General features: G+C 67.7%; 25 protein-coding genes. 15 read left to right on the plus strand and 10 right to left on the minus strand.

Annotation, left to right across the window (positions count from 1 at the left end; translation table 11 throughout):
• Positions 1 to 4: 4 nt before the first annotated feature.
• From AAG895_RS10470 to AAG895_RS10500, 7 genes are all read right to left on the minus strand, one after another.
• Positions 5 to 952: an FAD-binding protein gene (locus AAG895_RS10470; protein WP_345791957.1), complete on the minus strand. Its 948-nt coding sequence runs from the start codon at positions 950 to 952 to the stop codon at positions 5 to 7.
• A gap of 9 nt (positions 953 to 961) precedes the next feature.
• Entirely contained in the window at positions 962 to 1,714 is a 753-nt protein-coding gene (locus AAG895_RS10475) for an electron transfer flavoprotein subunit beta/FixA family protein (RefSeq protein ID WP_345791958.1), read from the minus strand.
• Positions 1,715 to 1,753: 39 nt separating this feature from the next.
• Positions 1,754 to 2,848 (minus strand): alkene reductase, encoded by a 1,095-nt coding sequence (locus AAG895_RS10480; protein WP_345791959.1) that lies wholly within the window; start codon positions 2,846 to 2,848, stop codon positions 1,754 to 1,756.
• A 197-nt stretch (positions 2,849 to 3,045) separates the two neighbouring features.
• Positions 3,046 to 5,010, minus strand: a complete 1,965-nt coding sequence (locus AAG895_RS10485; protein WP_345791960.1) for a (Fe-S)-binding protein — start codon at positions 5,008 to 5,010, stop codon at positions 3,046 to 3,048.
• 53 nt (positions 5,011 to 5,063) lie between these two features.
• Positions 5,064 to 6,257 carry a hypothetical protein gene (locus tag AAG895_RS10490; protein ID WP_345791962.1) on the minus strand — a complete coding sequence of 398 codons (1,194 nt, stop codon included), beginning with the start codon at positions 6,255 to 6,257 and terminating at the stop codon, positions 5,064 to 5,066.
• Between the two features lie 12 nt (positions 6,258 to 6,269).
• On the minus strand, positions 6,270 to 6,683 hold the full coding sequence (locus tag AAG895_RS10495) for an OB-fold domain-containing protein (RefSeq protein ID WP_345791963.1): 414 nt from the start codon (positions 6,681 to 6,683) through the stop codon (positions 6,270 to 6,272).
• A gap of 10 nt (positions 6,684 to 6,693) precedes the next feature.
• The gene (locus tag AAG895_RS10500; protein ID WP_345791964.1) at positions 6,694 to 7,641 is read right to left on the minus strand and encodes an electron transfer flavoprotein subunit alpha/FixB family protein; all 948 of its coding nucleotides are present in this window, start codon (positions 7,639 to 7,641) and stop codon (positions 6,694 to 6,696) included.
• 404 nt (positions 7,642 to 8,045) lie between these two features.
• Here AAG895_RS10500 and AAG895_RS10505 point away from each other — a divergent pair, with 404 nt between their 5' ends.
• From AAG895_RS10505 to AAG895_RS10575, 15 genes are all read left to right on the plus strand, one after another.
• On the plus strand, positions 8,046 to 9,227 hold the full coding sequence (locus AAG895_RS10505; RefSeq protein ID WP_345791965.1) for an acyl-CoA dehydrogenase family protein: 1,182 nt from the start codon (positions 8,046 to 8,048) through the stop codon (positions 9,225 to 9,227).
• Between the two features lie 17 nt (positions 9,228 to 9,244).
• The gene (locus AAG895_RS10510) at positions 9,245 to 10,405 is read left to right on the plus strand and encodes a CaiB/BaiF CoA-transferase family protein (protein WP_345791966.1); all 1,161 of its coding nucleotides are present in this window, start codon (positions 9,245 to 9,247) and stop codon (positions 10,403 to 10,405) included.
• 52 nt (positions 10,406 to 10,457) lie between these two features.
• On the plus strand, positions 10,458 to 10,979 hold the full coding sequence (locus AAG895_RS10515; protein ID WP_345791967.1) for a MaoC family dehydratase N-terminal domain-containing protein: 522 nt from the start codon (positions 10,458 to 10,460) through the stop codon (positions 10,977 to 10,979).
• Positions 10,976 to 11,464: a hypothetical protein gene (locus AAG895_RS10520; protein ID WP_345791968.1), complete on the plus strand. Its 489-nt coding sequence runs from the start codon at positions 10,976 to 10,978 to the stop codon at positions 11,462 to 11,464. Before AAG895_RS10515 ends, AAG895_RS10520 begins: the two co-directional genes overlap by 4 nt.
• Before the next feature lie 49 nt (positions 11,465 to 11,513).
• Positions 11,514 to 12,674 (plus strand): acyl-CoA dehydrogenase family protein, encoded by a 1,161-nt coding sequence (locus AAG895_RS10525; protein WP_345791969.1) that lies wholly within the window; start codon positions 11,514 to 11,516, stop codon positions 12,672 to 12,674.
• Between the two features lie 34 nt (positions 12,675 to 12,708).
• Positions 12,709 to 13,461 carry a DUF2889 domain-containing protein gene (locus AAG895_RS10530; protein WP_345791970.1) on the plus strand — a complete coding sequence of 251 codons (753 nt, stop codon included), beginning with the start codon at positions 12,709 to 12,711 and terminating at the stop codon, positions 13,459 to 13,461.
• Positions 13,462 to 13,476: 15 nt separating this feature from the next.
• Positions 13,477 to 14,709, plus strand: coding sequence for a CoA transferase (locus AAG895_RS10535; protein ID WP_345791971.1), 1,233 nt, complete (start codon positions 13,477 to 13,479; stop codon positions 14,707 to 14,709).
• A 21-nt stretch (positions 14,710 to 14,730) separates the two neighbouring features.
• On the plus strand, positions 14,731 to 15,951 hold the full coding sequence (locus AAG895_RS10540; RefSeq protein WP_345791972.1) for a CoA transferase: 1,221 nt from the start codon (positions 14,731 to 14,733) through the stop codon (positions 15,949 to 15,951).
• 69 nt (positions 15,952 to 16,020) lie between these two features.
• Positions 16,021 to 16,944 (plus strand): TIGR03619 family F420-dependent LLM class oxidoreductase, encoded by a 924-nt coding sequence (locus AAG895_RS10545; protein WP_345791973.1) that lies wholly within the window; start codon positions 16,021 to 16,023, stop codon positions 16,942 to 16,944.
• 60 nt (positions 16,945 to 17,004) lie between these two features.
• Positions 17,005 to 17,835 (plus strand): enoyl-CoA hydratase/isomerase family protein, encoded by an 831-nt coding sequence (locus AAG895_RS10550; protein WP_345791974.1) that lies wholly within the window; start codon positions 17,005 to 17,007, stop codon positions 17,833 to 17,835.
• A gap of 23 nt (positions 17,836 to 17,858) precedes the next feature.
• Positions 17,859 to 18,509 carry a nuclear transport factor 2 family protein gene (locus AAG895_RS10555; protein WP_345791975.1) on the plus strand — a complete coding sequence of 217 codons (651 nt, stop codon included), beginning with the start codon at positions 17,859 to 17,861 and terminating at the stop codon, positions 18,507 to 18,509.
• Between the two features lie 129 nt (positions 18,510 to 18,638).
• Positions 18,639 to 19,517: a xanthine dehydrogenase family protein subunit M gene (locus tag AAG895_RS10560; protein ID WP_345791976.1), complete on the plus strand. Its 879-nt coding sequence runs from the start codon at positions 18,639 to 18,641 to the stop codon at positions 19,515 to 19,517.
• Positions 19,518 to 19,540: 23 nt separating this feature from the next.
• Complete coding sequence (locus AAG895_RS10565; RefSeq protein ID WP_345791977.1) at positions 19,541 to 20,035, plus strand: (2Fe-2S)-binding protein; 495 nt, start codon at positions 19,541 to 19,543, stop codon at positions 20,033 to 20,035.
• Positions 20,036 to 20,081: 46 nt separating this feature from the next.
• A complete protein-coding gene (locus AAG895_RS10570) occupies positions 20,082 to 22,499 on the plus strand; it encodes a xanthine dehydrogenase family protein molybdopterin-binding subunit (protein WP_345791978.1) in 2,418 nt (805 codons plus the stop codon).
• A gap of 70 nt (positions 22,500 to 22,569) precedes the next feature.
• Positions 22,570 to 23,844 (plus strand): CoA transferase, encoded by a 1,275-nt coding sequence (locus AAG895_RS10575; RefSeq protein ID WP_345791979.1) that lies wholly within the window; start codon positions 22,570 to 22,572, stop codon positions 23,842 to 23,844.
• 52 nt (positions 23,845 to 23,896) lie between these two features.
• On the opposite strand, the gene AAG895_RS10580 is transcribed toward AAG895_RS10575, so the two are convergent.
• The 3 genes from AAG895_RS10580 to AAG895_RS10590 are packed head-to-tail and all read right to left on the minus strand — an operon-like array spanning position 23,897 to position 26,776.
• Positions 23,897 to 25,045: an MFS transporter gene (locus tag AAG895_RS10580; RefSeq protein ID WP_345791980.1), complete on the minus strand. Its 1,149-nt coding sequence runs from the start codon at positions 25,043 to 25,045 to the stop codon at positions 23,897 to 23,899.
• Between the two features lie 37 nt (positions 25,046 to 25,082).
• On the minus strand, positions 25,083 to 25,796 hold the full coding sequence (locus AAG895_RS10585) for a hypothetical protein (RefSeq protein ID WP_345791981.1): 714 nt from the start codon (positions 25,794 to 25,796) through the stop codon (positions 25,083 to 25,085).
• A complete protein-coding gene (locus AAG895_RS10590) occupies positions 25,796 to 26,776 on the minus strand; it encodes an amidohydrolase family protein (RefSeq protein ID WP_345791982.1) in 981 nt (326 codons plus the stop codon). The genes AAG895_RS10585 and AAG895_RS10590 overlap by 1 nt, the downstream gene beginning before the upstream one ends.
• Between the last annotated feature and the right edge of the window lie 21 nt (positions 26,777 to 26,797).

Consider the following 26,797-nt stretch of genomic DNA (forward strand, 5'->3'; position numbering starts at 1 on the left):
GCGCTCATCGCGCGGCAAGTTGCCCGGTGAGCGCCGGGACGACCTCAAAGAGGTCGCCGACCAGTCCGTAATCCGCCACCTGGAAAATCGGCGCCTCGGGATCCTTGTTGATCGCCACGATCACCTTTGAATCCTTCATGCCGGCCAAGTGCTGAATGGCACCGGAAATGCCCACCGCGATGTAGAGGGCGGGCGCCACGATCTTGCCCGTCTGGCCGACCTGATAGTCGTTGGGCACGAAACCGGCGTCAACCGCGGCACGCGAGGCGCCCAGTGCAGCGCCGAGCGTATCGGCGAGCGGCTCAAGCAAACGATGGTAGTTCTCGCCGCTACCGAGACCACGACCTCCGGACACCACGATCGTGGCCGAACCAAGCTCGGGGCGCTCCGATTTGCTGATCTCGCGCCCGGTCACACGCACAAGCCCCTGATCGTCGGCCGCCTCGATCCGCTCGATGGCGGCCGATCCGACGGCGGCGGCGGCCGCATCGAAGGCCGTACCACGTACCGTCAACACGTCGACCGGCTGGTCGGACTCGACGGTGACGATGACATTGCCCGCGTAGATCGGCCGCCGGTAGAGGCCTGGGGCCTCGATCGCGATGACGTCCGAAACCGGTGCCACGTCGAGCAGGGCGGCGACACGGGGCGTCAGGTCCTTCCCGAAACTCGAGGCGCCCGCGACCACCGCCCGATAGACGCCACCACTCGCAAGCCGCTGCACGAGGGCCGCCATGTTCTCGGCCGTGCCGTCCCCGTAATGCGATGCCTCGGCCTTCAGCACGCGCGTTACGGACTGCACCGTCGACGCGTATGCAGCTACCACATCGCATGCGTCCCCCGCCACCAGCACATCGATTTCCCCGCCAAACCGGCTCGCCGCAGTGATGGCGCCAAGCGTCGCAGAAGCGAGTCGGACCTTGTCGTGTTCTGCAATAACCAGTGTTCTCATGTCCTGTCCTCAAATCGCCTTGGCTTCGTCGCGCAGCTTCCCGACCAGTTCCGACACATCGGCCACCTTGACGCCACCCTTGCGCGCAGGCGGCTCGGCGTAATGCGTGTGGCGCAGCCGAGGTCTCACATCGACCCCGAGTTCCGCAGCGGTCACGATGTCCAGCGGCTTTCTCTTGGCCTTCATGATGTTCGGCAAGCTTGCGTAACGGGGTTCGTTGAGCCGCAGATCCGCACTCACCACGGCAGGAAGCTTCACCTCGACCATCTCGAGGCCGCCATCGACCTCACGCGTGACCCGTAAGCCGGCATCGCCATCGACGAGCAGGCGCGAGGCGAAGGTCGCCTGCGACCATCCGAGCAGCGCCGCGAGCATCTGACCGGTCTGGTTCGCATCGTCATCGATCGCCTGCTTGCCACAGATCACCATCCGGGGCTGCTCGCGCTCGGCGACCGCCCTCAGCAACTTGGCGACCGCGAGCGGCTGCAACTCCGCTTCGACCTCGACCAGGATGGCCCGATCGGCCCCCATGGCGAGCGCCGTGCGCAGCGTCTCCTGCGATGCGCCCCCCCCGCAGCTGACCGCGATCACTTCGTTGGCCTTGCCCGCATCGCGCAGGCGTACCGCCTCCTCCACCGCGATCTCGTCGAACGGGTTTATGGACATCTTCACGCCGGACAACTCGACACCGGAGTTGTCCGACTTCACCCTGACCTTCACGTTGTAATCCACCACCCGCTTGACCGGGACCAGTATCTTCACGTCCTTTCTCCTCTACAGAATGTTCCGCATATGGGCCGCTCAGGCCGCCACGGGGTAATCGGTATAGCCCGCGGGGCCCGGGGTATAGAGCGTGCGGCGATCGAACTTCGCCAGCGGCAGACCCATGCGCATCCGGCGAACAAGATCCGGATTGGCAATGAAGTGGCGTGCGAACGAGACCGCTTCGCCTTCACCACCGGCGATCGCGCGCTCGGCCGACTCCGGATCGAAGCCGTCGTTGAGGATGAGGCGCCCGGGGAAATACTTGCGCGCGAGCGCGAAGGCGTCGATGTCCGATACCGGCGCGCGCATCACGTGCAGGTAGGCAAGGCCGAGCGGCGCGGCCTGAGACAGGAGCGCCTCATGCGTGGCCGCCGAATCCACATCCCGCGCATCGTTGAAGGTGTTGCCCGGGTTCACGCGGAAACCCACTCGATCTGCACCGATGGCGTCCGCCATCGCCTTCAGGCATTCGACCGCGAAGCGCACCCGTGCCGGCGCATCGCCACCGTAAGCATCCACACGACGGTTGGTCTCCGAGTACATGAACTGCATGGGCAGGTAGCCGCTGGTGCAGTGCAGTTCCACGCCATCGAACCCGGCTGTGCGGGCTCGCAGCGCGGCCATGCGATGGGAATCGATCGCGTGCTCGATGTCGTCCTGCGTCATCTCGCGAGGCATGTCGAAATCCTGCATCCCGGCTGCGTCGGTATAGATCTGCCCGTGGGCGCGGATGGCCGAGGGCGCAACGGTCTCCCCCCCTTCGGGTTTGATGCGCGAGCTGCCTATCCGACCCGAATGCATGATCTGCAGCACGATCCGCGCACCACGGGCATGCACCGCATCGACAACCCTGCGCCAACCCGCCACGTGGGCGTCGGTCGCGATCCCGGGTTGACGACAGTAAGCCTGAGCTTCGGCACAGGGCCACGCGCCCTCGGCCACGATCAGCCCGGCATCGGCACGCGCAGCATAGTATTCGACCATTAGCCCGTCGGGCACACCGTCAGGCCGCGCCCGGTTGCGTGTCATCGGCGCCATCACGATACGGTTGGCGAGCCTCAGCGCCCCCAACGCGAGGGGCTGGAAGATCGCGCTCTCCCCGAGCTCGACACAGGGTTCATCGGTCTGCATGAATCACCGCTCCTCGAATCGCCGTGGGCACGACGCGGGCACCACCGCCAGCGCCTGCAAGCGCGACCTTTCCATCCAATCGTCCCGCCATTCGTTTCCTCCAATCGTCCATGACCACGCAATGCTCCACTCGGCCTCCAGCACCAGCTTGGGGCCACGCCTTGGCGGCTCGGGCAAAGGTATGACGGCTCCGGCTCTCAGCCATCTGCGCCGGGCAGTGCGTCGGCAACCAGTTCGGCGATGTCGAACACCTTGCGCTCCGGCCCCTCGCGGGACGCGCTTGAGCTCAGCATCAGCAGGCAGAACGAGCACGAGGTGGCGATCTTGTCGGCACCGGTACCGAGCGCCTCAGTGGTTCGTACGTCGTTGATGCGCGCGCTGCCGCTCTTCCCTGCGCTCCAGTAGTTGCAGCCGCCGGCACCGCAGCACATGCTGTCCTTCCGGTTGCGGGGCATCTCGATCAGTTGCCCGAGCGCGGACAGGACCTTGCGCGGCTGTTCGACGATGTCGTTGTGACGCGCCAGGTAGCAGGGGTCGTGGAAGGTGATCTTGTCCGCCTCGTCGCGTTCGACCTTGAGGCGGCCCTCGGCGATCCACTGCTCGATCAGCACGGAATGCGGGATCGTGACCCACTCCGCCCCCAGTTCGGGGTAGTAGCGGTCGAAGCTGTTGAAGCAGTGCGCACACATCGTGATGACCTTCTGGATACGACGCTCGCGGAAGGTCTCGATGTTGTCCTGGGCCATCTCGACGAACTGGATCTCGTTGCCGGCCATCTTGGCCGGATCCCCGGTGCAGCGCGCTTCGCCGAGCACGCCCCAGGACACGCCCGCGGCCTCGAGGATGCGCACCATCGCACGCGCGACTTCCTGGGCGCGTTCCTCGTAGGTCACCGCGCAGCCGAGCCAGAGCAGGTACTCGGTCTTCCCGGCCTCGAACAGGGGTACGTCCAGCCCCTTGCACCAGTCGTCCGGGTTGGCAGCGGTGCCGGCAAAGGGGTGGCCGCGCGACTCCAGGTTGCGGTTCGCCATCGCCAGGGTGTCCGGCATCTCGGAGCGGTCCATCACCAGGTTGCGGCGGAACTCCAGAATGATCTCCGCCGGATTGTTGCTGACCGGGCACTCCTCGACACAGGCGGCGCAGGTCGTGCAGTCGAAGATCGCCTCGCTGCCGATCTCGTCGATCAGCGCGGAGTCGTCGAAGCGGCCCTGCTCGAGATATTCGGCACACGTGAGCATGACCTTCTTCGGCGACAGCGCCTTGCCGGTCTGCGCCGCAGGGCAGACCTCCTGGCAACGGCCGCAGCCCAGGCAGGCGGAGAGGTCGAGCAGGCTCTTGCGCGGCAGTTCATCGAGCCGCGTGGCACCCAGGCGCAGGGTGTCCTCATCGGCGTCGAAGTCGATCGGTGCAAGCTGGATGCCGGAGCGCTTGCGCGCAAACGCCGAGTTGGCCGGCCCCAGGGCCATGTGCGACAGCGGCGTGTAGGCGATCAGGCCGATGAAGCCCACGCCCAGCAGCCCATGGACCCACCACATCACCGCGTCGCCGCGCATGATCGTGTCGGCATCCAGTCCGCTCAAGCCCGCAGCGACGAGGTTCCCGACAAATTCGCCGGACGATGGCTGCTGCAGCCCCGCCAGGCGGAAGGATTCGGCGATGAAACCTGCGAGCACGGTCGCCAGCAGCAACAACTCCATGGCGACAAAGCCCTGACGCTCTCCCCCCTCGACCAGCCGCGGCAGGCGCACCAATCGGCGCAGGAGGAAAAAGCTCACTCCCGCGAGCATTGCGAGCCCCGCCAGTTCGCGTGCCCAGCGCATCACCACCGTACCGAACCAGCCCGCGTACACATCGACGCCCACAAAGCTGAGCGCGAAGCTCGCATGACCGAGAATCGCGACCAGCGCACCGCCGAGCAGCAGCGCATGTGCCAGCCCAGCCACCGGCCGCTTCCAGAGCCGGGAGGTGAGCAGGGCACGATGGACGAAACTCGCCGCATTGAACTCGCGCCCGAGGAAGGCGTTGCCCGTGCTGCCGGGAGCCCCCTCGCGTCCGCGGGCGATGCGCTGACGGTAACGCCGCAAGCCCAGGGCGAGCGCCACCAGCGCAGCGCTCAGCAGGACCGCGAGAAGGAGGTACTGGATCACCGAAGGAGCGTTCATCTCGGGCTTCTCCGCTCAGGTTGCGTTCGAATGCCGAATGCCTGTGAATGCGCTCAGCGCTTGAGGATGGCGGCCGTGGCGTTGCCGCCCAGGCCATTCGTCTGAGCCAGGCCGACGCGCGCGCCCGGCACCTGTCGCGCACCGGCCTCGCCACGCAGCTGCCAGGTCAGCTCCGCGATCTGGAATACGCCCATCGCGGTCGTCGCCTCGCCGAAGGACACGAAACCGCCCGAAGGATTGATCGGCATCCGGCCGCCGGGCGCCGTTTCCCCCGCCTCCACCAGTCGCTCGGCCTCGCCCGGCTCGCACAGCCCCCACTCTTCCGGGAAGGCGAGCTCGTAGTAGCAGGTATTGTCCTGAAGCTCGGTGAGGCTGATCTCGCGCGGGCCGATGCCGGCCTGCTCGAACGCACGCATCACTGCAGCCTTGGCCTCGGTGTGGAAGCTTGGGCCGGACGGCACCGGACCGGCGAGGCTGCGCGGCAGCGCGTCGTCGAACGCGATCGTCGCCACCGCACTCGTAGCAACCGTGACCGGCTTTCGAGTAAAGCGACGCGCCATGGCGGCGGAGCAGATCACCGCCGCGGCAGCCCCGTTCGACACGGGACAGATCTCGAACAGGCGCAGCGGATCGCTGACGTAGGGCGACGCGAGCACCTCCGCGACGCTCACTTCCTTCTGGAAACGGGCAAACGGGTTGCCGACGGCACACTTGCGCGCCTTGACCGTCACCTTCGCCATCTGCTCCTCGGTCGTGCCGTAATCGTGCATCCGGCGACGGGCCAGCGTGGCCCAGAAGGATGGCCCCGGCATGCCGACGCAGCGCTGGCGCAGGAATTCCGGATCATTGACATCCTCAACGCCCGAGGTCTGGATCATGCCCTTGGGCATCACCTCGCCGCCGACCACCAGCACCATGTCGTAGATGCCGCCTGCGACGAGCGAGTAGCCCACATTGAAGGCATTCCCCCCCGCGGCACAGCCGGCCGACAGGTTGTACACCGGAACGCCGGTGCACCCGAGATCCTCGACGATGTCGTTGCCGTTCAGTCCCCAGCCCTTGCCGCCGGAAAACCTCGAGCTCGCCGCCGACACGGCCTGAATCTGCCGCCAGGACACGCCGGCGTCCTTGAGCGCCATGTCGACTGCCGCGCGGCACAGCTCGGTGACCGACTTGTTGCCCACAATGGCATCGCCGGTCTTGCCGAAGCGATGCATGCCCACCCCCAGAACCACGACTTCCTGCATGTTTCCGCTCCCTCAGGCCAGCCTGAACTTCCAGGACGTGAATGCCTTCCCACCCTCGTGATAAACCGGCTCGACGACGAGTTCGACGCGCGCGCCAACCCGCATGCCCTCCGCATCCCCGGCCATCTGCCCGACCACCCGCAGCCCCTCGTCCAGATCGACCACACCGATCACGTAGGGGCGAAACGGCGCATCGAACTTGTGCGGCGCCGGCGGCGCAAAATTGGCAACCGAATAACTCCACAGCGTTCCGCTCCCACCGAAGCCATGCGCCTCCAGATCGGAGCCGCCGCAGTCAGGATTGCGGCAATGCGCCGGAGCGGGAAAATACGGGGTGCTGCAGCCGCGGCAGCGGGCACCCAGCAGACGCGCGCCGCCTTCTTCGTTGAAGAGGCGCGGCACGCAGGGTTCGCGCACTTCGCTCATGCCGGTCTCCTCAGGCCTTCGCCGCGCGGATCAACTCCGGCAGCAGTGCGACGCAATCCCCGACGACGCCATAACGGGCGTAGCGGAAGATCGAGGCGTCCGGATCGGAATTGATCGCAATGATCGTCTTTGCCGCCGAGCAGCCGGCCATGTGCTGGCTTGCCCCGGAGATGCCGAGCGCGATGTAAAGGCCTGGGCGTGTGATCTTGCCGGTGAGACCGACCTGGCGCGAGGAATCGATCCAGCCGTCATCCACGATCGCGCGCGATCCGCCCCACATCCCGCCGAGCGCATCGGCCATCTGCTTGACGAACTCGAAGTTTTCGCGCTTGCCCAGACCGCGGCCGCCCGAGACGATGATCTCAGCATCCTCGAGGCGCTGGCCCTGAACCTGCGGCGCGGAGATCACCTCGAATGCCGCGCCGCCACCGACCGGCTCCACCTCGACGCGCCGTGTTTCCACCTGGACTGCCGGATCGACCTTGCAGGCGACGACGGCGGTCGTCACCACGGACACGACGTTGCGCGGCGCCTTCAGCAGGTACTCGGCCCGGGTGTCGCCACCGTAGGCGCTCGCCTCGGCCTTGAGGCCAGCGCCCCCCGGCGCCAGCGAGACCACGTTCGCGAGTACCGGAAGACCCAGGCGCCCCGCGACGCGCGCCGCCACCACACGGCCCTCGACGGTCTGGTTGAAGAGCATGAGTTCGGGCGCCTGTGTCTTGCAATAGCCGGCGATGACCGAAACACGCTCATCCACGCTTCCAGGCGAAACCGTGATCACGTCCAGCTTGCACACGCCATGCTGTGCGGCCGCGGATGCTGCCGCCTGCTCGAGCGCGGGCGTCACCACCCAGCGCACCTCGGCGCCCTGCGCAGCCGCAACCTCCGCGGCAAGCGTCAAGGCCTCCACCGCACCCCCTTCGATCCTGTCACCCCAGGAAAACAGAACGACCGTCATGACATCCGCTCCTTGCTTCGTTTCCATTCGACCCGGGCCGACAGCCGGATAAGCGGCCCGACCCCGCATAACCTGCAGCAGAGTCTAGAGGAGCGATCTCGGACGCACTGCGCCTCATCGAATCAGTTGGGGCCTTTGCCATTTCATTTTCGGCCAGCGGTGTTTTCCCCTGCCCACCAACGGAAGAGGCTGGGCCAGTGCGCCCGCAGCGGCCCTCGCACGCCCTCGCGGCGGGGCCGCTGCAGGGTGTCCGCATCTGCCATTACTCCGGCCACTTACGAAACCCGGGGGCGAATCCGCCGATTTTCGTGCTGGCTAGAATGAATTCCGGCATGAGGGGCAGCAGACGCGGAACGCACCCCACCCTCGTATTTTTTCCAGAAAGAATCACGCAGAGGACAAACATGGACTTTGAGTTTTCGGAACAGGAGCGCGCGTTCCTGCGCGAGGTCGACCAATTCCTCGCCGAGAATCACGATCCGAAGGTGATGGACGTCACCCGCGAGAACATGGCCCAGGTATGCGATACGCCTGAGCGGCGCGCGTTCATGAAGAAGCTCGCTGCAAAAGGCTGGCTGGGCATCACCTGGCCGAAGGAATGCGGCGGGCAGGATGGCGAGGGCTTCTACGAGTTCCTGCTCAACGAGAAGCTTTCCTCGGTCGGCGCGCCGCAGATCGGCAAGGGCATCGGCATCATCGGCAAGACCTTGATCAAGGTCGGCTCGGAAAAGCTGAAGAAGGAATTCCTGCCCAAGATACTCAGCGCGGAGGTCGAGTTCGCGGTCGGCTACTCGGAACCGAGCGCAGGCTCCGATTCGGCGGCGATGCGCCTGAAGGCCGAGCGCAGCGGTGACGGCTGGATGCTCAACGGCCAGAAGGTCTTCACCACCTCGGCGCACTTCGCCGACTGGTACTGGGTCGGCGCCCGCACCGACCCGGATGCCCCCAAGCATCACGGCATATCGCTCTTCCTGGTGCCGATGAACCATCCGGGGCTGACCATCCACCCGATGTACACGATGGGCAACGAGCGCACCAACGCGGTCTTCTTCGACAACGTGTTCGTGCCCGACGAATACCGCGTCGGCGAGCTGAACAAGGGTTTCCAGTACATCGCCGAAGCGCTCGACATCGAACGCTTCACCATGTTCACACTGTCGCCGATCCGCGGTCGCATGGAACTGCTCTGCGACTACGTGCGCAGCGCGCGCCGCGACGGCAAGCCCCTGCGCGAGGATCCCGTGATCCGCCAGCGCATCGCCCAGCTGGCCACCGAATGCGAGGTCGCGCGGGTGCTGAGCATCCGCTTCGTCGACGCCGCGCTGCACAGCGACAAGACGCCGACCAACGAGGCCTCGGCCTACAAGCTCTTCGCCACCGAGCTGTCGCGCCGCATTGCCGACGCCACGATGGACATCGTCGGGCCGGGCGCCCAGCTGGCGCTCGGCACCGAGGACGCGCCGCTGCGGGGTCGCGGCGAGAGCTGCTACACGTACACGGTGATCGACACCATCGGCGGGGGCTCGTCCGAGGTACAGAAGAACATCATCGCCAAGCGCAAGCTCGGCCTGCCGAAGAACTTCTGAGCCAGGAGCGGAAGCCCATGTCCGCAATGAAGGATCTGATCGTGCTCGACCTGGCGAGCGTGGGGCCGGCCGCACGCGCCTCGCGCATCCTCGCCGACTTCGGCATGCAGGTGATCAAGGTCGCGCCGGTAAGCGCGAAGGGCGCCAAACAGGTCGACCCGGTGTTTCACGCCTATGGCGCAGGCCGGGGCATGCGCAGGATGCGCGTCGACCTCAAGGCGGACAAGGGCCGCCGGCTGATCCGCCACCTGGCCTCCTTCGCCGACGTGCTGATCGAGAGCTACCGCCCCGGGGTTGCCGCAAGGCTCGGCGTCGGGCACGAGGACATGTGCGCGCTAAACCCGCGCCTGGTGTACTGCTCGACGAGCGGCTACGGCCAGGACGGCCCCTACGCCGCCTGGGTCGGGCACGACATCAACTATCTGGCCCTCAGCGGCTATCTGGCATGCACCGCGCCCGACGCCGAGGGCGTGCCGGCGCTGCCGGGCGCCACCATCGCCGATGGCGCGGGTGGCGGCATGCACGCGGCGCTCTCCATCGTCGCCGCGCTGCTCGAGCGCGCGCACACCGGCCGCGGGAAGTATCTCGACGTCTCGGTCACCGACGGCATGCTGAACCTGATGTCCCTGTACCTGGATCAGTATCTGGCCACCGGCGAGGACACGCAGCCGGGCTCCGGCGTGCTCACCGGGAAGTTCGCCTGGTACGGGGTCTATCCGACCCGGGATGGCAAGTTCATCTCGGTCGGTGCCATCGAAGGGCACTTCTTCCGCAACCTGTGCCGTCTGCTCGAACTCGAGCAGTTCGCCGACCGCCAGTACGACGGCACCGCACAGGCCGAGATGCGCGCGGCATTGCGGGCGCGCTTCCTCAGCCGCGACCGCGACGAGTGGGTCGCGCTGCTGGCCGGCGCCGATACCTGTGTCGCCCCGGTGCTGTCGGTGCCCGAAGTCTGTGCCGACCCCCACCTGCGCGCACGCGGCGACTTCATCACCGCGGTCCATCCCGAGCGCGGCGAATTCGAGCAGCTCGCCCCGACCCTGGCCGGCTGCGAGCGGACTCCGCCGCCCCATGCGGTCCGGTCCGCTGCGCACACCGACACGGACGACATCCTGCGCGCAGCGGCCTTGAGCACCGCCGAGATCGCCACCCTGCGCGCGGAGGGATGCATCGAATGAAGCGCGCGAATCCATCTGCCATCACCCGCCCTGCACCAAGGAGCGCAGCCCGATGAACGAAGACGACACGCTGCCCGAAGCCGTCCGGAACATGATCGGTGTGCCGCTGTATGAGGAACGCACCGAGTTTCCGATCGAGATCGGCTACGTCTACAACACCTGCGCCGCCGTCGAGAACGGCAACCCGCTCTACTGGGACGAGGACGCTGCGCAACAGATCGCCGGCGGCCGCATCGCGCTGCCGACGATGCTGTCGGTCTGGTTCCGCCCGCATTACTGGGCACCGGGCGCGACCGGCGAGCGCAAGGCCCTTCAGGCCCATTTCGACATCAAGACGCTGCTCGACCTGCCCGAGGCGGTGGTCGCCAACAACGAGGCCCGCTTCGGCGAGCCGGTGCGGATGGGCGACGTGCTCACCACCTGCCAGATCGTGCGCTCGGTCGGCCCGGTCAAGCAGACCCGGCTCGGGACCGGGCGCTTCTGGACGATCGACGTGCGCACCACGAACCAGCACGGTGAGTGGGTCGGCACCGAGGCCTACACCCTGCTTGGCTACCGGAGACCCGCGCAATGAACACGAGCCACGCCCCGACGCTGTTGGCCGGCGACATCCAGGTCGGCGACCGCCTGCCCGCACTCGAGCACCGGGTGACGGCAACCACCGTGGTGCTCGGCGCGCTCGCCAGCCGCGACTGGCGGCCGATGCATCACGACAAGGACTTTGCCGTCGAGCGCAATGGCACGCCCAACATCTTCATCAACACGCCGAACAACGCCGCCTGGTTCGAACGCTACATCACCGACTGGACCGGCCCCTTCGGCCGCCTCGGGCGCCTGAGCTTCCAGATGAAGAGCCCGGTCTTCCCCGGCGACGACATGTGCTTCGGCGCCGAGGTCACGGCGCTGACGGCCGATGAGACCGGCTGCCACTGGGCCGATCTCGAGCTGAGCATCCGCGTGAACGGCGAGCCGCGGACGGTGGGCAAGGCGCGCGTCGCCCTCCCCGCCACGATCGACGACAACCCCTGGCGCCGCAAGGGCGAGCGCTGGCAGCCCTGAGCGCGGCTTCACCGCGACCACAACAATCACGGAATCGAAAGAGGTCATCATGGATCTGAAATTTAGCAACGAGCAGAACATGCTCCGCGACATGACGCACAACCTGTGCGCGGACTACAGCGGCGTCGACGTGGTGCGCAAGATGGAGAACGACCCGACCGGCATGCCGGCGGCGCTGTGGGCGCAGATGCAGGAAACCGGGCTGCTCGGCATGCGCATCCCCGAGGCGCACGGCGGCATGGGGCTGAGCCTGCTCGACTGCGCGGTGATCTACGAGCAGTTCGGCCGCTTCCTCGCCCCAGGGCCGTATTTCTCCAGCACCGTCATGAGCGCCGGCGCGCTGGTCCATTCGGCCGACGCCGACTGGCAGGCAGGGCTGCTGCCCGCGATCGCCACCGGCGAGACGATCGTCGTCCCCGCGTGGACGGAGCCCGACAACGGCTTCGGTGCGGCCGGCGTGCAGATGCGTGCCCGCCGGGAAGGCGACGGCTACCTGCTCGATGGCGTCAAGCGCCACGTGTTCCACGCCCGCGCCGCCCACAAGCTGCTGGTCCTTGCCCGCACCGGCGAGGCGGAGGATGCGGTCTCCCTGTTCATTGTCGATGCGGACAGCCCCGGCCTGGAATACACGCAACAGATGAGCATGGCCTCCGACACCCAGTACAAGCTCGTCTTCAACCAGGTGAAGGTGCCGCACGCGAGCCTGGTCGGCCGCGAGAACGCCGGCTGGAAGGCGTGGGACGCGGCGATGCGCGAAGGCATCGTGCTGCTCGCCGCCTGGGCGGCGGGCGGTGCCGAGCGGGCACTCGAGATCACGGTCCAGTACGCCAAGGACCGGGAACAGTTCGGCAAGCCGATCGGGGCCTTCCAGTCGCTCGCGCACTACATGGCCGACGCCAGTGCGGTGGTCGACGGTGCGAAGACGCTCGTGCTGGAGGCCGCCTGGGCGCACGGCGCCGGCAAGCCGATCGCGCGGCTCGCACCGATGGCCAAGCTGTTCGCCTGCAAGGCCTTCCGCGACGTGACCTCGATGGCGCAACAGGTCCACGGCGGCATCGGCTTCACGCTCGACTACGACATCCAGCTCTACTACCGCCGCGCCAAGCAGTTGCAGATGAACTGGTGGGACGCCCGCCATCTCGAGCAACTGATCGCAAGCGAGATCCTCGACGGCACCGGCCGGACCATCGACGACCCCTTCACCGTCTGACCACGGCCGGCCCCATTCCCGAGCGAGCACACCCATGGCAAGACCGAATCCCGATTACGGAAAGGGCGTTTTCCGCCGCCGCATCTTCGTGCGCGGGGAAGCCGGCGCCGTGAAGGTCGAACTCGAGGACGGGAATCACGGTTTTCGAGTCCGGCTGGCGCACGACGGCGAGCGGGTGACGGACATCACGGTCGACACCGTCCGCTACCCGTTCAACACCTGCCCCGAGGCGGTCACGCCCCTGCGCCGCATCGTCGGCTTTGCGCTCGATGGCGACGCGCAGGCGCTGCGTGAGCGCGCGGTTCCGGGCGAGAACTGCACGCACCTGTTCGACATGGCCGCGCTGGCCGTCGCCCACGCCGGGCAGAAGGACCTCGCGCTGGACTACCTGATGGCCGTGGAGGATCAGGGCGCGACGCCGGCACGGGTCGAGATCCGCTGCAACGGGCAGCTCGTCCACGCCTGGACGGTCAAGGATCACCGGGTCGTTTCGCCGCCCGCGCTGGCCGGACAACCCATGATGCGCGGTTTCCACGCCTGGGCCTCGCGCGCCTTCGACGCGCCCGGACTCGAGGCCGCAACCGCGCTGCAACGGGCCTACTTCGTCGCGCAAAGCCGGCGCCACGACTTCGATCCGCCGGCTGCCAACCCCGGGATCGGCGACGGCATGCCCCAGGGCTGCTGCTACTCGTACAACCACGGCGCGGTCGAACGCGCCCTGCGCAGTGCAGGCACGGTGCGCGATTTCACCCACACCCCCGAAAAGTTGCTCCGCTTCGAACCCTGAACGAGGACACCCGGAATGAACGACAGCAAGCAAACGCAAGGAACGGGCGCCCTCGCCGGCCTGCGCATCCTGGACTTCGGCCAGGGTGTGTCCGCGCCGCATTGCGCGCGCCTGTTCGCCGACTACGGTGCCGACGTCATCAAGATCGAGCCCCGCCACGGCGATGCCGCGCGCAGCAGCGGCCCCTACCCGGGCGATCAGCCCCATCCCGAACGCAGCGGCCTGTTCTTCTTCCACAACACGAACAAGCGCGGGGTGACCTGCGACGTCTCGCACCCCGAGGGGCGCGCCCTGTTCCTGGACCTGGTGAGGCGGGCGGACGTGCTGATCGAGAACAACCTGCCCGCGCAGATGCGCGCCTGGGGCCTCGATTATCCGACCCTCGCGGCGATCAACCCGCACCTGGTGATGATCTCGATCACGCCCTTCGGCCAGACCGGCCCCTACAGCGAGTGGCATGGGCAGGATCTCAACGCCTACCACCTGTCGGGCGCCAGCGCCCGCTACTGCGGCCGTCCGGGCGAGATGCCGCTCGAGCACGGCACCTTCTCCGCCGACTACTTCGGCTCGGTGGCCGCGGCCGCCTGGGGGCTCGCGGCGGTAATGGGCCGCGAGATGGTCGGCGGCGGCCAGCAGGTCGATGTGTCGTGCGCCGAGGCGATCGCCGCGGCCTTCGTCGGCGGACAGAACATCGGCGGGCTGGCGCAGGACGGACGCTGGGACTCCCGCACCGGCGTCGGCATGCCGCTCGGCGCGCCGGCGACGATCCTGCCCTGCAAGAACGGCCACGTCTGGATGCTCGCCCTCGAACCGGGCCAGTGGAAAGGGCTGTGCAAGGTCATGGGCGACCCCGAGTGGGCCAGCCTGGAGATGTTCAACGACATGTACACCCGCGCGCAGAACGCCGACCTCATCTACGGCCTGATGAGCGACTGGCTGATGGCGCACGACAAGATGGAGATCATGGAGAAGTGCCAGGCGGCCGGCTGCCCGGTCACCGCGGTGTTCACCATCGAGGAGGCGGCACGCCACCGCCACCTCCAGGCCCGGCACTACTTTGTCGACATCGAGCACCCCGAACTGGGACGCCTGCATTGCCTCGGCGCCCCCTTCAAGCTGCCCGCGAGTCCGGGCGGCCCGCGCACGCCGGCACCGCTGCTTGGCGAGCACAACCGGGAGGTCTTCGCAGGCCTGCTCGGCAGAACGGCCGCCGAACTCGACCACCTCGGCGCGATCGGCGCCATCTGAGCACGCTCACAGGATCAAGCCATGTCGAACAAGCTCCCGCTGCAAGGCATCCGCGTCATCAACTTCGGCTGGGTGTGGGCCGGGCCGGTCGTAGGCCAGACGCTCGGCTTCCTCGGTGCCGAGGTGCTCAAGATCGAGTCTCGCGCCCGCGTCGATATGACGCGCAACCTGCCCCCCTTCGCAGAAGGCATCGCCAACCCCGATCGGAGCCTCTCGAACCATGCCTGCTGGGCGGGCAACGGCTCGGTGACGATCGACCTCAAGCACGCCGAAGGCCGCGCCCTGGCGCTGCGCCTGATCGCGGAGTCGGACGTCGTCATCGAGAACTTCGGCCCAGGCGTGATGGAGCGGCTGGGTTTCGGCTACGAGGCCCTGCGTGCGGTCAGGGAGGACATCGTCCTCTTCTCCATGCCCGCCGCCGGCCTCTACGGCCCGCTCGAGCATGTGCGCACCTACGGCCTGAGCCTGACCTCGCTCACCGGCCTCGACAGCCTCGTCGGCTACAAGGATGGCCCACCGATCCCGGTGGAGAACGCCTACTCCGACCCCTTCGCGGGAATCTTCGGAGCCTTCGCAATCCTCACCGCGCTGCGCAACCGGCGGCGCACGGGCCAGGGGCAGCACATCGATTTCTCGCAGCAGGAGGCGGTCATGCAGATGGTCGGACCGGCCTACATGGATTACCTGTTCAACGGTCGCTCGGGCACGCCCCGGGGCAACGAACATCCGACCGCGACGATGGCGCCCCACGGGGTCTTTCCCTGTCGGGGCGACGATCGCTGGATCGCGATCGCGGTTGCCAGTGACGCCGAGTGGATGGCTCTGATCGAGATCATGGATCGGCCCGACTGGGCCTGCGATCCTGCGCTGGTGACGACGGCCGGTCGGCTGCGGGCGATCGGGGAGATCCACGACGCAATCGCGGCCTGGACCTGCGACTTCGAGGTCCGCGCACTCGCCGAGCGCCTCCAGCGCGCGGGCGTCGCCGCCACGCCGGTGCTGCGGGTCGCGGATCTGCTCGACGATCCTCACTACCGGGCGCGCGGCACCTTCATCGAGGTCACCCACCCGCTCGGATTCCGCGAAACCATCTACGGCCCCTACGTGAAGATGAGCCGCAGCCCGGCAGCGGTGCGACCCGGCCCTGCCATGGGGCAGGACAACGACCACGCCTTTCTCGAGATCCTGAAGCTGCCGGCCGACGAGTACCAGCGCCTGAAGGACAGCCGAGTCATCTACTGACCCTCGCCGCACCCAGCCTGCACCGCCCGTCCGGCGGTCCGGACGCAAACGATACGGAGACAGCAGACCATGAAGTTCGCACTGGCAACGCCCGCACTGAACACCTATCCGGCCGCGATGGCTCCCTGGGAGCCGCGTGCGGGAGGGGCCGAGATCCTGCGCTATGCACGCAAGGCCGACGCCCTGAGCTGGAACTGGCTGACCCTGCCCGAGCACATCGTGATGCCCAGCGAGATGAAGGAGGTGATGGGGCCGCGCTGGGCCGAGAGCATCGTCGCCGCGGCCACCCTGATGGGGGCGACCGAACGCATCCACATGCTCACCTACATCCTGCCACTCCCCTACCGCCACCCGCTGATGCTGGCCAAGCAGATCGCCACGATGGAGTTCCTGGCCGGCGGCCGGTTCACCCTCGGCACCGCGGTCGGTCATCTGGAAAAGGAGTTCGAAGCGCTCGGAATTCCCTTCCACAAGCGCGGCGCGATGACCGACGAATACCTTGCAGCGATGAAGGTGGCGTGGACCTCCGACGCGCCCGAGTTCGAAGGCGAGTTCGTGCGCTTCAAGAACATCACCATCGAGCCCAAGCCGATACAGAAGCCGCATCCGCCGATCTTCATCGGTGGCAACTCGCAGCCGGCCATGCGGCGCGCCGCCGAACACGGAGACGGCTGGATCCCCTGGCTGGTCACCAGCGAGGACCTGCCCGGGTGCATCGCCTACCTGAAGAGCCTGCCCGCGTACGAGGCCAAGGCAGACCGTTTCGAGATCCTCGTCACCACCACGGCATACAAGGTCGAGGACTACTCGCACGCGGAATCCGGCGAGACGCAGATCTCGAGTGACCGCGACAGCGTGCTGCGCGAGATCGAGGCCTTGAAGAAGGCCGGCGCGACCTCGGTGCAGGTGATGCCGCCCCGTTTCGATTCCATCGAGCAGACCCTCGACTGGATCGAGTGGTACGACCACGAAATCATCCCGAACTTCCGCTGAACGAACGACGGCCACCGCCGCACGCCTGGCGTCGATGGCCAATCTGACGAGGACGCATGCATGACCGAAGATCTGCGCTACCTGAAGTTCCGCACCGAGGACAAGGTCGGAATCATCACCCTCAACCGCCCGGAAAAGCTCAACGCACTGAGCTGGGAACTGGTCGAGGAACTCGCTGCCCTGCTGCGGCGCCTGCGCTACGACGACGAGGTGCGCTGCATCCTACTGCACGGCGCCGGACGCTCGTTCTGCGCCGGCGGCGACGTGGACTGGATCTCCGGCGAGAGCGACCGCCCGATGCCGGGCACCTCCGATCCTTCGCGCCCGATTCCGCGCTCCCAGCGCATGACCCCGGGCGGCCCCTTCATGGACGTGACCCGGCAGATGGTGGCGGTCGACAAGCCGATCGTGGCGGCGATCCATGGCCACGCGGTCGGCGCCGGCCTCGCCTACGCGATCGTCTGCGACCGCCGCTTCGGGGACACCACCACCAAGATGTCGGCGATCTTCACCAACGTCGGTGTCGCCCCCGACTGCGGCCTGTCCTGGTTCCTGCCGCGCGTGGTCGGGCTGCCGACCGCGCTGATGATGGTCGAGACCGGCAAGGTGTTCAGAGCCGAGGACTGCAAGGTGCTCGGACTGATCGATGAGCTCGTGCCCGAGGGCCAGAGCTTCGAGGCCGCCTTCGAATACGCACGCACGCTCGCCAGCCGCGCCACCGTCGCCGTTTCCATGGCCCGACGTATGGTGCTGATGGGTCAGACCGCGACCCTCGAGCAGATCCTCGACTACGAGGGCATCGCCGGCGTCATCGTGGCCTCGAGCCTCGACGCCCGCGAGGGCACGCAATCCTTTCTCGAGCGCCGCAAGCCGGCGTATCGCGGCATCTGAATCGGGCGCGAGCGGAGTCGATGATGATCCACCCTTCCCTCAAGGCCTGCCTGGCGCTGCTCGCCTGCTGCGGCCTGCTCGGCGCTCCCGCCGCCTCCGCTGCGGCCGAGGATCCCGCCGCCACCGCGACGGCCCTCGTCGCGCTGCAGGCGCAGGTCCGCGAGTTGCAGGACATCGAGGCCATCAAGCGCCTCAAGCACGCCTACTTCCGGGCGATCGACAGCGCGGACGTGGCGCTGCTGAAGACCCTCGTCACACCCGACGTGGAGGTCCGCTTCATCGGCGGCGACTACGACTGGAGCCTCAAGGGGCGCGAGGAATACATCGAGGCCGTCGGGCGCAACTTCAACTCCGAGGTCATCGCCCAGCACAACGGCCACCACCCCGAGATCACGATCGAGAGCGAGACCGAGGCCGGGGGCATCTGGTACCTGCACGACAACTTCTACAACCTGCGCGCGCGGCTGTTCACCACTGGCAGCGCCTTCTACCACGACCGCTACCGCAAGGTGGATGGGCGCTGGCAGATCGCCAGCACGCGCTACGTGCGCCACTACGAGATCGTCACCCCGATGAAGGCGCTGCCGAACATCACGGTGAACTACCTGGCCAAGCACGGTCGCGTCGTGGACAGGGACTGCCACAAGGACGCGCTGTGCCGTGACGCCCAGTAGCCACGCGATAGTGATCGCGCCGCGCGAACCTGTCATTCAGATAGGTGATGCGCCACACCTGCGCCCGCCGTATCGTCCCTCTCACGCAAGCCCGGTGCCCCAAGCTGGCGCCGCGACAAGGATGAAGTCATGAAACCGGCACCCTTCGACTACCATGCTCCCGCCACCCTTGACGAGGCGGTCGGGCTGCTCGCCCGCCTCGACGACGAGGGTTGCGACATGAAGATCATCGCCGGCGGGCAGAGCCTGATGCCGATGCTGGCGCTACGGGTGGCGCGGCCCGAGGCGCTGGTCGATCTGCGCCGACTGCGCGAAATCGACTACATCCGCAGGACGGACGACGGCGCCCTGCTGATCGGGGCGATGGCGACCAAGCAGGCCGCGGCCAACTCGCCTCTAGTCAAGGGCACTCAGCCCCTGTTCCAGGCGGCCACGGAGCTGGTCGGCCACCGCCAGATCCGCAACCGCGGCTCCGTCGGCGGCTCCTTCGCCCACGCCGACCCAGCCTCGGAGTACCCCGCCGTGGCGCTGGTGCTCGACACCGAGTTCGACGTGATCGGACCCGACGGTCCGCGCAGGATCCCGGCGGCGGACTTCTTCGTCACCTATATGACCACTGCGCTTGAACCCACCGAGATCCTCACCGCGGTGCGCTTCGCGCCGTTCCCGTCCGGACGCCGCTGGGCGATCCAGGAGTTCGCGCGGCGCAACGGCGACCTCGCGCTCGCCGGCGTGGCGGTCACCCTCGATGTCGAGGACGGCCTGTGCCACGACGTGCGCATCGCCGCCTTCGGCGTCGAGGCGACCGCGGTCCGCCTGACTGCGGCCGAGCAGATGCTCGAAGGCCGCCCCGCGCAGCGCATCGCCTTCGAGGACGCGGGCAAGGCCGCCGCTACGACGCTCGACGATCCGATGAGCTGCATCCATGCCTCATCCGACTACCGCCGCCATCTGGTCGGCGTCCTCACCGCACGCGCGCTCGGCGAAGCCGCCGCACGCGAGCACTGACCAACCGATCCTGGGAGGCACACATGGCGAGCAATCAGCGCATCGAAGTCCGGGTTAACGACATCACATACGTCCGTGAGGTGGAGCCCCGCCTGACGCTCGCCGATTTCCTCCGCCACGAGCTCCACCTCGGCGGCACCCATGTCGGCTGCGAGCACGGCATCTGCGGCGCGTGCACGGTCCTGATCGACGGGCACAGCGCACGCGCCTGCCTCACGCTGGCGGTACAGGCCGACGGCAGCGAGGTGACCACGGTCGAAAGCCTGCGCGACCGCGACAGCGGCGCCCTTCACCCGATCCAGCAGGCCTTCGTGGATGGTCACGGATTGCAGTGCGGCTTCTGCACGCCCGGTTTCATGATGACCACGCTCGAGCTGCTGCGTGAGGTCCCGGATCCGAGCGACGAGCAGATCAAGGAAGCCCTCGGCGGCAACCTCTGCCGCTGCACCGGCTATCAGTCGATCCTCGAGTCGGTGAAGCTCGCCGCCCGGCGCATGAACTCGAACGCCCCTGCCTGAGCACTGCACGCTCGGGGCGCACGCAAACCAGCATAGCGACAAGACCATGGCAATCGAAATTCCCACCCTGCCGGACCAGCTGCCGAACGATGCCCCGCGCTATGTCGGCAAAGCCGTCAATCGCGTCGAGGATCCCGCTCTGGTGTCGGGCACCGTCCAGTTCATCGACAACCTCTCCCTGCCCGGCATGCTGCACTGCGCGATCCTGCGCAGCCCGCATCCCCATGCCCGCATCCTGTCGGTCAGGGTGGACGCCGCGCGTGCCGCCGAAGGCGTCGCCGCGGTGCTCACCGGCGCGGACGTGCGGCGCTGGACCAATCCCTGCTTCACCGCCCCGGAAGGCTGGGGCAACTACTGCATGGCGGTGGACAAGGTACGTTTCGTCGGCGAGCCGGTCGTGGCGATCGCGGCGAGCAGCCGCTACCTGGCCGAGGACGCGCTCGAGCTGGTGGAAATCGAATACGAGCCGCTGACGCCGGTCGCCAACCCCGAGCAGGCGATGGCGCCCGGCGCGCCGCTGGTCTTCGAGGATCACGGCACCAACGTCATGTTGAGCCGGACCTACACCTGGGGCGATCTCGATCGCGTGTTCGCCGAGGCCGACCGCGTGGTGAGCCGGCGCTTCCGCTGGAACCGCGTGGGCGCGAACCCCACCGAGACCTTCGGCTGCATCTGCCAGTGGGATCTCGCCGACAACAGCCTCACCTGCCACGGCGCCTACCAGACCCCCCGCTTCATGGCCATCGGCCGCGCCGCATCGCTGAACCTGCCGGCCAACCGCATCCGCATCGTCACCCACCCGCAGGGCGGCGGCTTCGGCGGCAAGGGCGGACCGCGCGGCACCGACATTGCCGCCCTGCTCTCGCGCAAGGCGCAGGGACGGCCGGTCAAGTACATCGAGGACCGCATGGAATACCTGCTCGCCGGCGGCGGGCAGTCCTGGGACCGCTACTACGACGCCGCGCTCGCGGTGAAGGCCGACGGCACGGTGACCGGCTTCCGCGTGCGCCTGGTGGACGACCAGGGCGCCGGCGCCGAGGGCTACGGCACGATCTCCGCGGCGAAACCCCTGGCGGCCTTCACCGGCAACTACCGCATCGAGGCGGCCGGCTACGACCTGACGCTGGTGGCAACCAACCGCGCACCGACCTACCCTTACCGCGGCTACGGGCCGCCGCCGCACAACCTGGTGCTCGAGTCGCTGATGGACTGCACCGCGCGCGAGCTGGGCATCGACCCGGCCGAGCTGCGCCGGCGCAACTACATCCGGCCGGAACAGTTTCCGTACACCGTGCCCAGCGGCAACGAATACGACAGCGGCGACTACGAGGCGGTGCTGGATCGCGTCCTCGATCTGGCCGACTACAAGGCCCTGCGTGAGCGCCAGGCCGCAGCCCGCGCCGAGGGCAGGCTGGTCGGTATCGGCGTGGTCAATACCGTCGAGCCCGGCGTGTTCGACTGGAACGCCTATGCCACCGTCGGCGTCCCCGGCGTCGGCGTGCCCGAAGGCGTGAAGGTCGCGGTCGATCTGTTCGGCAACGTGACCGTGGCCGTGGGCTTCAGCCTCCAGGGACAGGGACAGTTCACCGTCGCCGCGCAGGTCGCCGCCGACTACTTCGGCATCGACATCGCGCAGGTCCGCATCGCGAATACGCCCTCGGACGTGGCCCTGCCCCACTTCGGCCAGGGCGGCAGTCGCCTGGGCGTTGCCGTCACCGGCGCGGTCCTGGGCGCCTGCGAAAAGCTGCGGGCGACCCTGTGCAGGGTGGCCGCGCACGTGATGCAGGCGCCCGCCGAGGCCGTGACCCTGCGCAACGGCCGCCTGCACCGCATCGACGCGCCCGAACATTCGATGTCGCTGGCCGAGATCGCCGGCCTGATGCTGTCGCGCACCGACCTGCTGCCGGCAGGCGTCGAGCCCTGCCCGGAAGCGACCTACGTATGGGCCTCGCCCAACCGCAACGCGCCGGACGACCAGGGCCGCTGCCGCAGCTACCTCACCGCGGCCAACGCCACGCACATCGCGCTCATCGAGATCGACCGCGACACCGGCCGCACCCACATCCTCGACTACACCATCGTCGACGACTGCGGCACCCGCCTCAACCCGGCCAACGTCGAGGGCCAGCTGCAGGGCGGCGTCGCCCAGGGCATCGGCGCGGCCTTGTACGAGGAGTATGTGTACGACGCCGACTGCCAGCCGCTGGTGAGCACCTTCGTCGACTACCTGATCCCGACCATCCATGAAGTCCCGATGACGCGCAAGGATCACCTGGTCACACCCTCACCGGTCGCACCGCTGGGCGCGAAGGGCTGTGGCGAGGGCGCGATCCACACCACGCCGGCGACCATCCTGTGCGCCATCAACGACGCCCTCGCGCCGCTGGGCAAGGAACTGCTCGAGACACCGGCCTCGCCCCACCGCCTGTGGAAGCTGCTGCGTGACGAGGCCCGCCGCATTTGATTCGAACCGCGCCCGCGGCCCTTGCGTGCCGCGGGATGCCGCGGTCACCCGCCAGACGAGGATTTCCGAAGTGAGCAAGCCCGATCTTTCCGCCGGCCCGCTGGCCGGCCTGCGCGTACTCGACCTCTCCACCATGCTGGCAGGGCCGTATGGCGCGACCCTGCTCGGCGATCTCGGTGCGGACGTGATCAAGGTCGAATCCCCCTATGGCGACGAAAGCCGCCACCTCGGCCCCAAGCGCGGCGAGGAGCGCGGCCCCTACCTGAGCCTGAACCGCAGCAAGCGCGACATCGTGCTCGACCTTCAGCAGCCCGATGCCCAGGCCGTGTTCGCCCGCCTGGCCGCAAGCGCCGACATCCTGGTCACCAACATTCGCGAACCGGCGCTGAGCAAGCTCGGCCTTGACTACGAGCAGGTGCGCAGGCACCGGCCCGACATCATCTGGATCCGCGTCACCGCCTTCGGCGCCGACGGACCGTATGCCGGCCGCCCGGGCATCGACTTCCTCGCCCAGGGCTATACCGGCGTACTGACCCTGAACGGCGCGCCCGAGGGCGAGCCGGTGCGCACCGGCTTCCCCGCGGTCGACGTGATGACCTCCTTGCTGGTGAGCAACGCCGCACTCGCCGCCTTGCGCGCGCGCGAACTCACCGGCGCGGGGCAGCGCATCGAGGTCTCGCTGCTCGACGCCCTGATGCACGCGCAGGCGAGCTCGATCGGCACCTACCTGGCGACCGGCGACCGTCCGCAGCGCACCGGCAACCGCAGCCTCTACTTCGCGCCCTCCGGCGTGTATCCGACGCGCGACGGCAAGCACGTCGTGATCACCACGCCGGGCGAGAAATTCTTCGCCAAGGTGTGCCGCGCATTGGGCACCGACTGGGACACCGATCCGCGCTTCCATGACATCGACGCACGGCTTGCCAACCAGGACGAGCTCGATCGCGTGATGGCCGTGCACACACGCCGTTTCGATCGCGAGGAGCTGGTCGTCCGGCTGATCGCGGCCGATGTGCTCACCGCCCCGATCAATGAGGTCGAGGATGTGATCAAGGACCCGCAGATCCTGCACAACCGCATGATCGTGCCGGTCGAGCACCCCGAACTCGGTCGCATCGACGTCACCGGCATCCCGCTGCACTTCTACGGCACCCCCGTCGAGGTGCGCAAGCACCCGCCCATGCAGGGCGAGCATACGCGCGAGCTGCTCGCCGAACTGGGCTACGCGCAAGGCGAGATCGACACCCTGATCACCTCCGGTCTCGCAGCCGACCACCTGGAACTGCGCCGCCAGCGCTCTGAACGCCGCACCCGCCGCGCCGCAGAGCGCGCGCCGGCCAGCTGAGCAAGACGGTGTGCAGGCACGGCCCTGCCCGCCCCCGCACAGCCGATCGATCTCAGCGCCGCGCGCTGATGCGCCGGCTCAGGCCCCACGCCACTCCGATCGAGAGCAGGGAGATGAGGATGGCGATCTCCCCGACGCGCGCGAAGCCGCTGAGGCGGCCGCTGTCGTCGAAGACGATCATCCACCCCGCGAACAGCGCGCCCGCGCCCATGCTCAGTTGGGTGACGACGCCGTTGAGCATCATGAAGCCGCCGCGCAGGCTGGCGGGTGGCCACTCCGAAAGCAGTGCGAGGGTGGGGATCCAGCGCCCATACACGGTGATGAAGAAGGCCGCGCCGAGCACCACCGCCAGCCAGAGCGGCAGGGACTCGCTGCGGCTCGCCAGCGCGATCGTGATCACCGAGGCGAGCACGGCCCAGAGAAACACGCGAAACCGGCCATGCCGATCGGCCAGCCGACCGATGCGGGGCGACGTCTGGAGGCTGAGCGCCCCCGAGGCGAGGAAGACGAGCGGTAACTGGCCTTCGCTGACGCCCACGTTCCCCACCCAGTAGGGGGCGAAGTAGGCCCCCAGCGCGTAGGCCGATCCGCTAATCGCGAAGGTCAGCACGAATGCGGGCGCGAGGGCGGCAAGCTCGCGCAGGCCGGGCATCCGGGCGCCGCCGGCGGTCACGCCATGCTCCTGCGCCCTGTCCACGCAGGGGATGTGGCGGCGGATGCCGAGCATCAGCGGCCCCACCAGGATCAGCAGGAGCGCGAAGGCCGCCCGCCAGTCGAACGCCGAGGCAACCGCGAGCCCGAGCGGCACCCCGATGACCGAAGCCAACGCATGACCGGTCATCACGGTGCCGAGCGCGGCTGCACGGCGCTCGAGCGGCACGAAATCCGCCACGGTCGCCTGCACCAGAGAGGACAGCACGCCCCCGCAGGCGCCAGCCAGCACGCGCGCTGCAATCAGCCAGGCGAAGCTGCCCGCCAGCACGGTCAGCAGCAGCGAGGCCGCGAATCCGGCATAGACGATGAGCAGGAGCTTGCGCCGCGAGAAGCGATGGATCGTCGCGCCCAGCGCAAGCCCAGCGATGCCGGCGCTTGCGGTGTAGGCAAAGACGAACTCGCCGAGGGCAGCGAGCGGTAGGCCGAGCGCACGCAAGAGCTGCGGCGCGAGCGGCATGAAGAGCATGAAGTCCACCAGGTGGGTCATGTGGACCCACCTCAGGACCGCGGTCAGCCGGTCGGCTTCATGCGCCGGCGGACTTGAGGACATACTGGCTGGTCTGCACCACGTCGAGCTTGTCGAAGTCGATGAAACGGGCGCAGCTCTCGCCGATCAGGGCCTGATTACGCAGGCACTTGTCCTCGTCGCCGGGCGCGTCGAAGAAGGCGCGGAGATCGCCGTGGGCCGCAGGGGGGTAGCCCTCCTCGACGATCGCGTCATAGTGCGGCGAGTCGAAGCCGAGCGCGCGCCCGACCACGTTCTGGGTGTAGAGGAAAGTGTCCTGGGCGTCCATCGCCACCTGCGTGTGCGACTCCAGCCAGATCTCCAGCCAGGCCTCGCGCGCTACCCGGGGCGGACGGCGGAACATCGCGATCTGCACGAAGCCGGGCGTACGCTCGCCGAGCGGCGTCGGGAAGCGCGTATTCAGCAAGGCCTGCGATTCACTCACGACATAGCTCGCCACCCGCCCGCCCAGGCTGACGAGCACCGCGTCGAAGGGCTGGCGCACGGCGCGGCAGGCCGAATCCAGCCACACCGAGACGAAGGCCTCCATCGCCGGCACGCAGGCATGGAACTCGGGCGCCGCGCCGCGCGCGGCCTCGTCGGCGAGATTGAGGACGAGGCCGCGCGCGCCGAACTCGAGCAGTTGCGGCGCCACCTCCTCGCGCAGGCGGCGGTGGAAATCCGCTGCGTCGATGCGCGGATCACGCCACAGCACATAGATGAGCTTTTCCATCAGGCCACCTTCGGAGCGCGTTTGGTCGGCTCAATGCCGGTCAGGCGGGCAAGGTTCAAACCCAGGATATTGGCCTTGTCCTCCTCGGTGAGCTGAGCGTAGCCCCACTTCTCCTGCAGCTCCTGCGGCATGTCGAAGTAGCGGATGTAGTCGGTGACGCGCTGCAGGTCGTCGAAGGGCAGGTCGAAGCCGAGCACGATCTTCTCGGAGTTCATCCACTGCAGCGCGGTGCCGATCGCGTGATAGCCGCGGTAGGGTGCGCGCTGGTACCAGCCGATGATGCCGGAGATGCTCATGTAGAGGTTCTTGTGCTTGCCGCACAGACCGATCAGCTCCTCGGTGTCGGGCCAGCCGGCGTGATAGGCGATCACCTTCAGCTCGGGGAAGTCGAGCATGATGTCGTCGAGCTGGCCGACCGCGCAGTGGTTGCTCGGCTGCGGGCAGACGTAGCTCATGCCGGTGTGGATGGTGAGCGGCACCCCCAACTCCTGCGCCTTCTCGTAGAACGGCCACATGCGGCGGTCGTTGAGCGCGGCCTCGTCCTCGGGCGCATAGACCTTGCACAGGCGGGCGTCGCGCTCCTTGACCAGGTATTCCAGCTCCCAGATCGCGTGCTTCAGACCGCGCTTGACCACCGGGCCGCAGTTGGCCTCGAGGTACATGCGGCCGGGATAGGGCGCGATCTGCTGCAGCATGAAGCCGTTGGTCGACATCGACACGGTGCCGCCGGTGATGTCCATCATCGGCTCGCGCAGGCAGAACGCCACGTCGATGTTGGCCTGGTCCATGTACTTGATCAGCTCGCTCGCGATCGGCGACGGCCACTCGCTGTCGAGGTCGCGCCCGGCCCATGCACGCAGCACGCCATTGACGCTGTCATGAAAATGCTGCATGCCGGGGTAGTAGCCGATTTCACTCATGGTCTGCAGGTTCATGAAGTGGAACTCGGTCATCGCGACGAAATAGTCCTTGTCAGCCATGCTCGCTTCTCCTCTGGTGAT

Origin of the sequence: Thauera sp. JM12B12, assembly GCF_039614725.1 — a bacterium.
Taxonomy (GTDB): Bacteria; Pseudomonadota; Gammaproteobacteria; order Burkholderiales; family Rhodocyclaceae; genus Thauera.

Coding starts and splice junctions, on each gene's coding strand:
- AAG895_RS10470 (WP_345791957.1), bottom strand. CDS start 952: ATGAGAACACTGGTTATTGCAGAACACGACAAGGTCCGACTCGCTTCT.
- AAG895_RS10480 (WP_345791959.1), bottom strand. CDS start 2,848: ATGCAGACCGATGAACCCTGTGTCGAGCTCGGGGAGAGCGCGATCTTC.
- AAG895_RS10485 (WP_345791960.1), bottom strand. CDS start 5,010: ATGAACGCTCCTTCGGTGATCCAGTACCTCCTTCTCGCGGTCCTGCTG.
- AAG895_RS10490 (WP_345791962.1), bottom strand. CDS start 6,257: ATGCAGGAAGTCGTGGTTCTGGGGGTGGGCATGCATCGCTTCGGCAAG.
- AAG895_RS10495 (WP_345791963.1), bottom strand. CDS start 6,683: ATGAGCGAAGTGCGCGAACCCTGCGTGCCGCGCCTCTTCAACGAAGAA.
- AAG895_RS10500 (WP_345791964.1), bottom strand. CDS start 7,641: ATGACGGTCGTTCTGTTTTCCTGGGGTGACAGGATCGAAGGGGGTGCG.
- AAG895_RS10505 (WP_345791965.1), top strand. CDS start 8,046: ATGGACTTTGAGTTTTCGGAACAGGAGCGCGCGTTCCTGCGCGAGGTC.
- AAG895_RS10510 (WP_345791966.1), top strand. CDS start 9,245: ATGTCCGCAATGAAGGATCTGATCGTGCTCGACCTGGCGAGCGTGGGG.
- AAG895_RS10515 (WP_345791967.1), top strand. CDS start 10,458: ATGAACGAAGACGACACGCTGCCCGAAGCCGTCCGGAACATGATCGGT.
- AAG895_RS10520 (WP_345791968.1), top strand. CDS start 10,976: ATGAACACGAGCCACGCCCCGACGCTGTTGGCCGGCGACATCCAGGTC.
- AAG895_RS10525 (WP_345791969.1), top strand. CDS start 11,514: ATGGATCTGAAATTTAGCAACGAGCAGAACATGCTCCGCGACATGACG.
- AAG895_RS10530 (WP_345791970.1), top strand. CDS start 12,709: ATGGCAAGACCGAATCCCGATTACGGAAAGGGCGTTTTCCGCCGCCGC.
- AAG895_RS10535 (WP_345791971.1), top strand. CDS start 13,477: ATGAACGACAGCAAGCAAACGCAAGGAACGGGCGCCCTCGCCGGCCTG.
- AAG895_RS10540 (WP_345791972.1), top strand. CDS start 14,731: ATGTCGAACAAGCTCCCGCTGCAAGGCATCCGCGTCATCAACTTCGGC.
- AAG895_RS10545 (WP_345791973.1), top strand. CDS start 16,021: ATGAAGTTCGCACTGGCAACGCCCGCACTGAACACCTATCCGGCCGCG.
- AAG895_RS10550 (WP_345791974.1), top strand. CDS start 17,005: ATGACCGAAGATCTGCGCTACCTGAAGTTCCGCACCGAGGACAAGGTC.
- AAG895_RS10555 (WP_345791975.1), top strand. CDS start 17,859: ATGATCCACCCTTCCCTCAAGGCCTGCCTGGCGCTGCTCGCCTGCTGC.
- AAG895_RS10560 (WP_345791976.1), top strand. CDS start 18,639: ATGAAACCGGCACCCTTCGACTACCATGCTCCCGCCACCCTTGACGAG.
- AAG895_RS10565 (WP_345791977.1), top strand. CDS start 19,541: ATGGCGAGCAATCAGCGCATCGAAGTCCGGGTTAACGACATCACATAC.
- AAG895_RS10570 (WP_345791978.1), top strand. CDS start 20,082: ATGGCAATCGAAATTCCCACCCTGCCGGACCAGCTGCCGAACGATGCC.
- AAG895_RS10580 (WP_345791980.1), bottom strand. CDS start 25,045: ATGACCCACCTGGTGGACTTCATGCTCTTCATGCCGCTCGCGCCGCAG.
- AAG895_RS10585 (WP_345791981.1), bottom strand. CDS start 25,796: ATGGAAAAGCTCATCTATGTGCTGTGGCGTGATCCGCGCATCGACGCA.
- AAG895_RS10590 (WP_345791982.1), bottom strand. CDS start 26,776: ATGGCTGACAAGGACTATTTCGTCGCGATGACCGAGTTCCACTTCATG.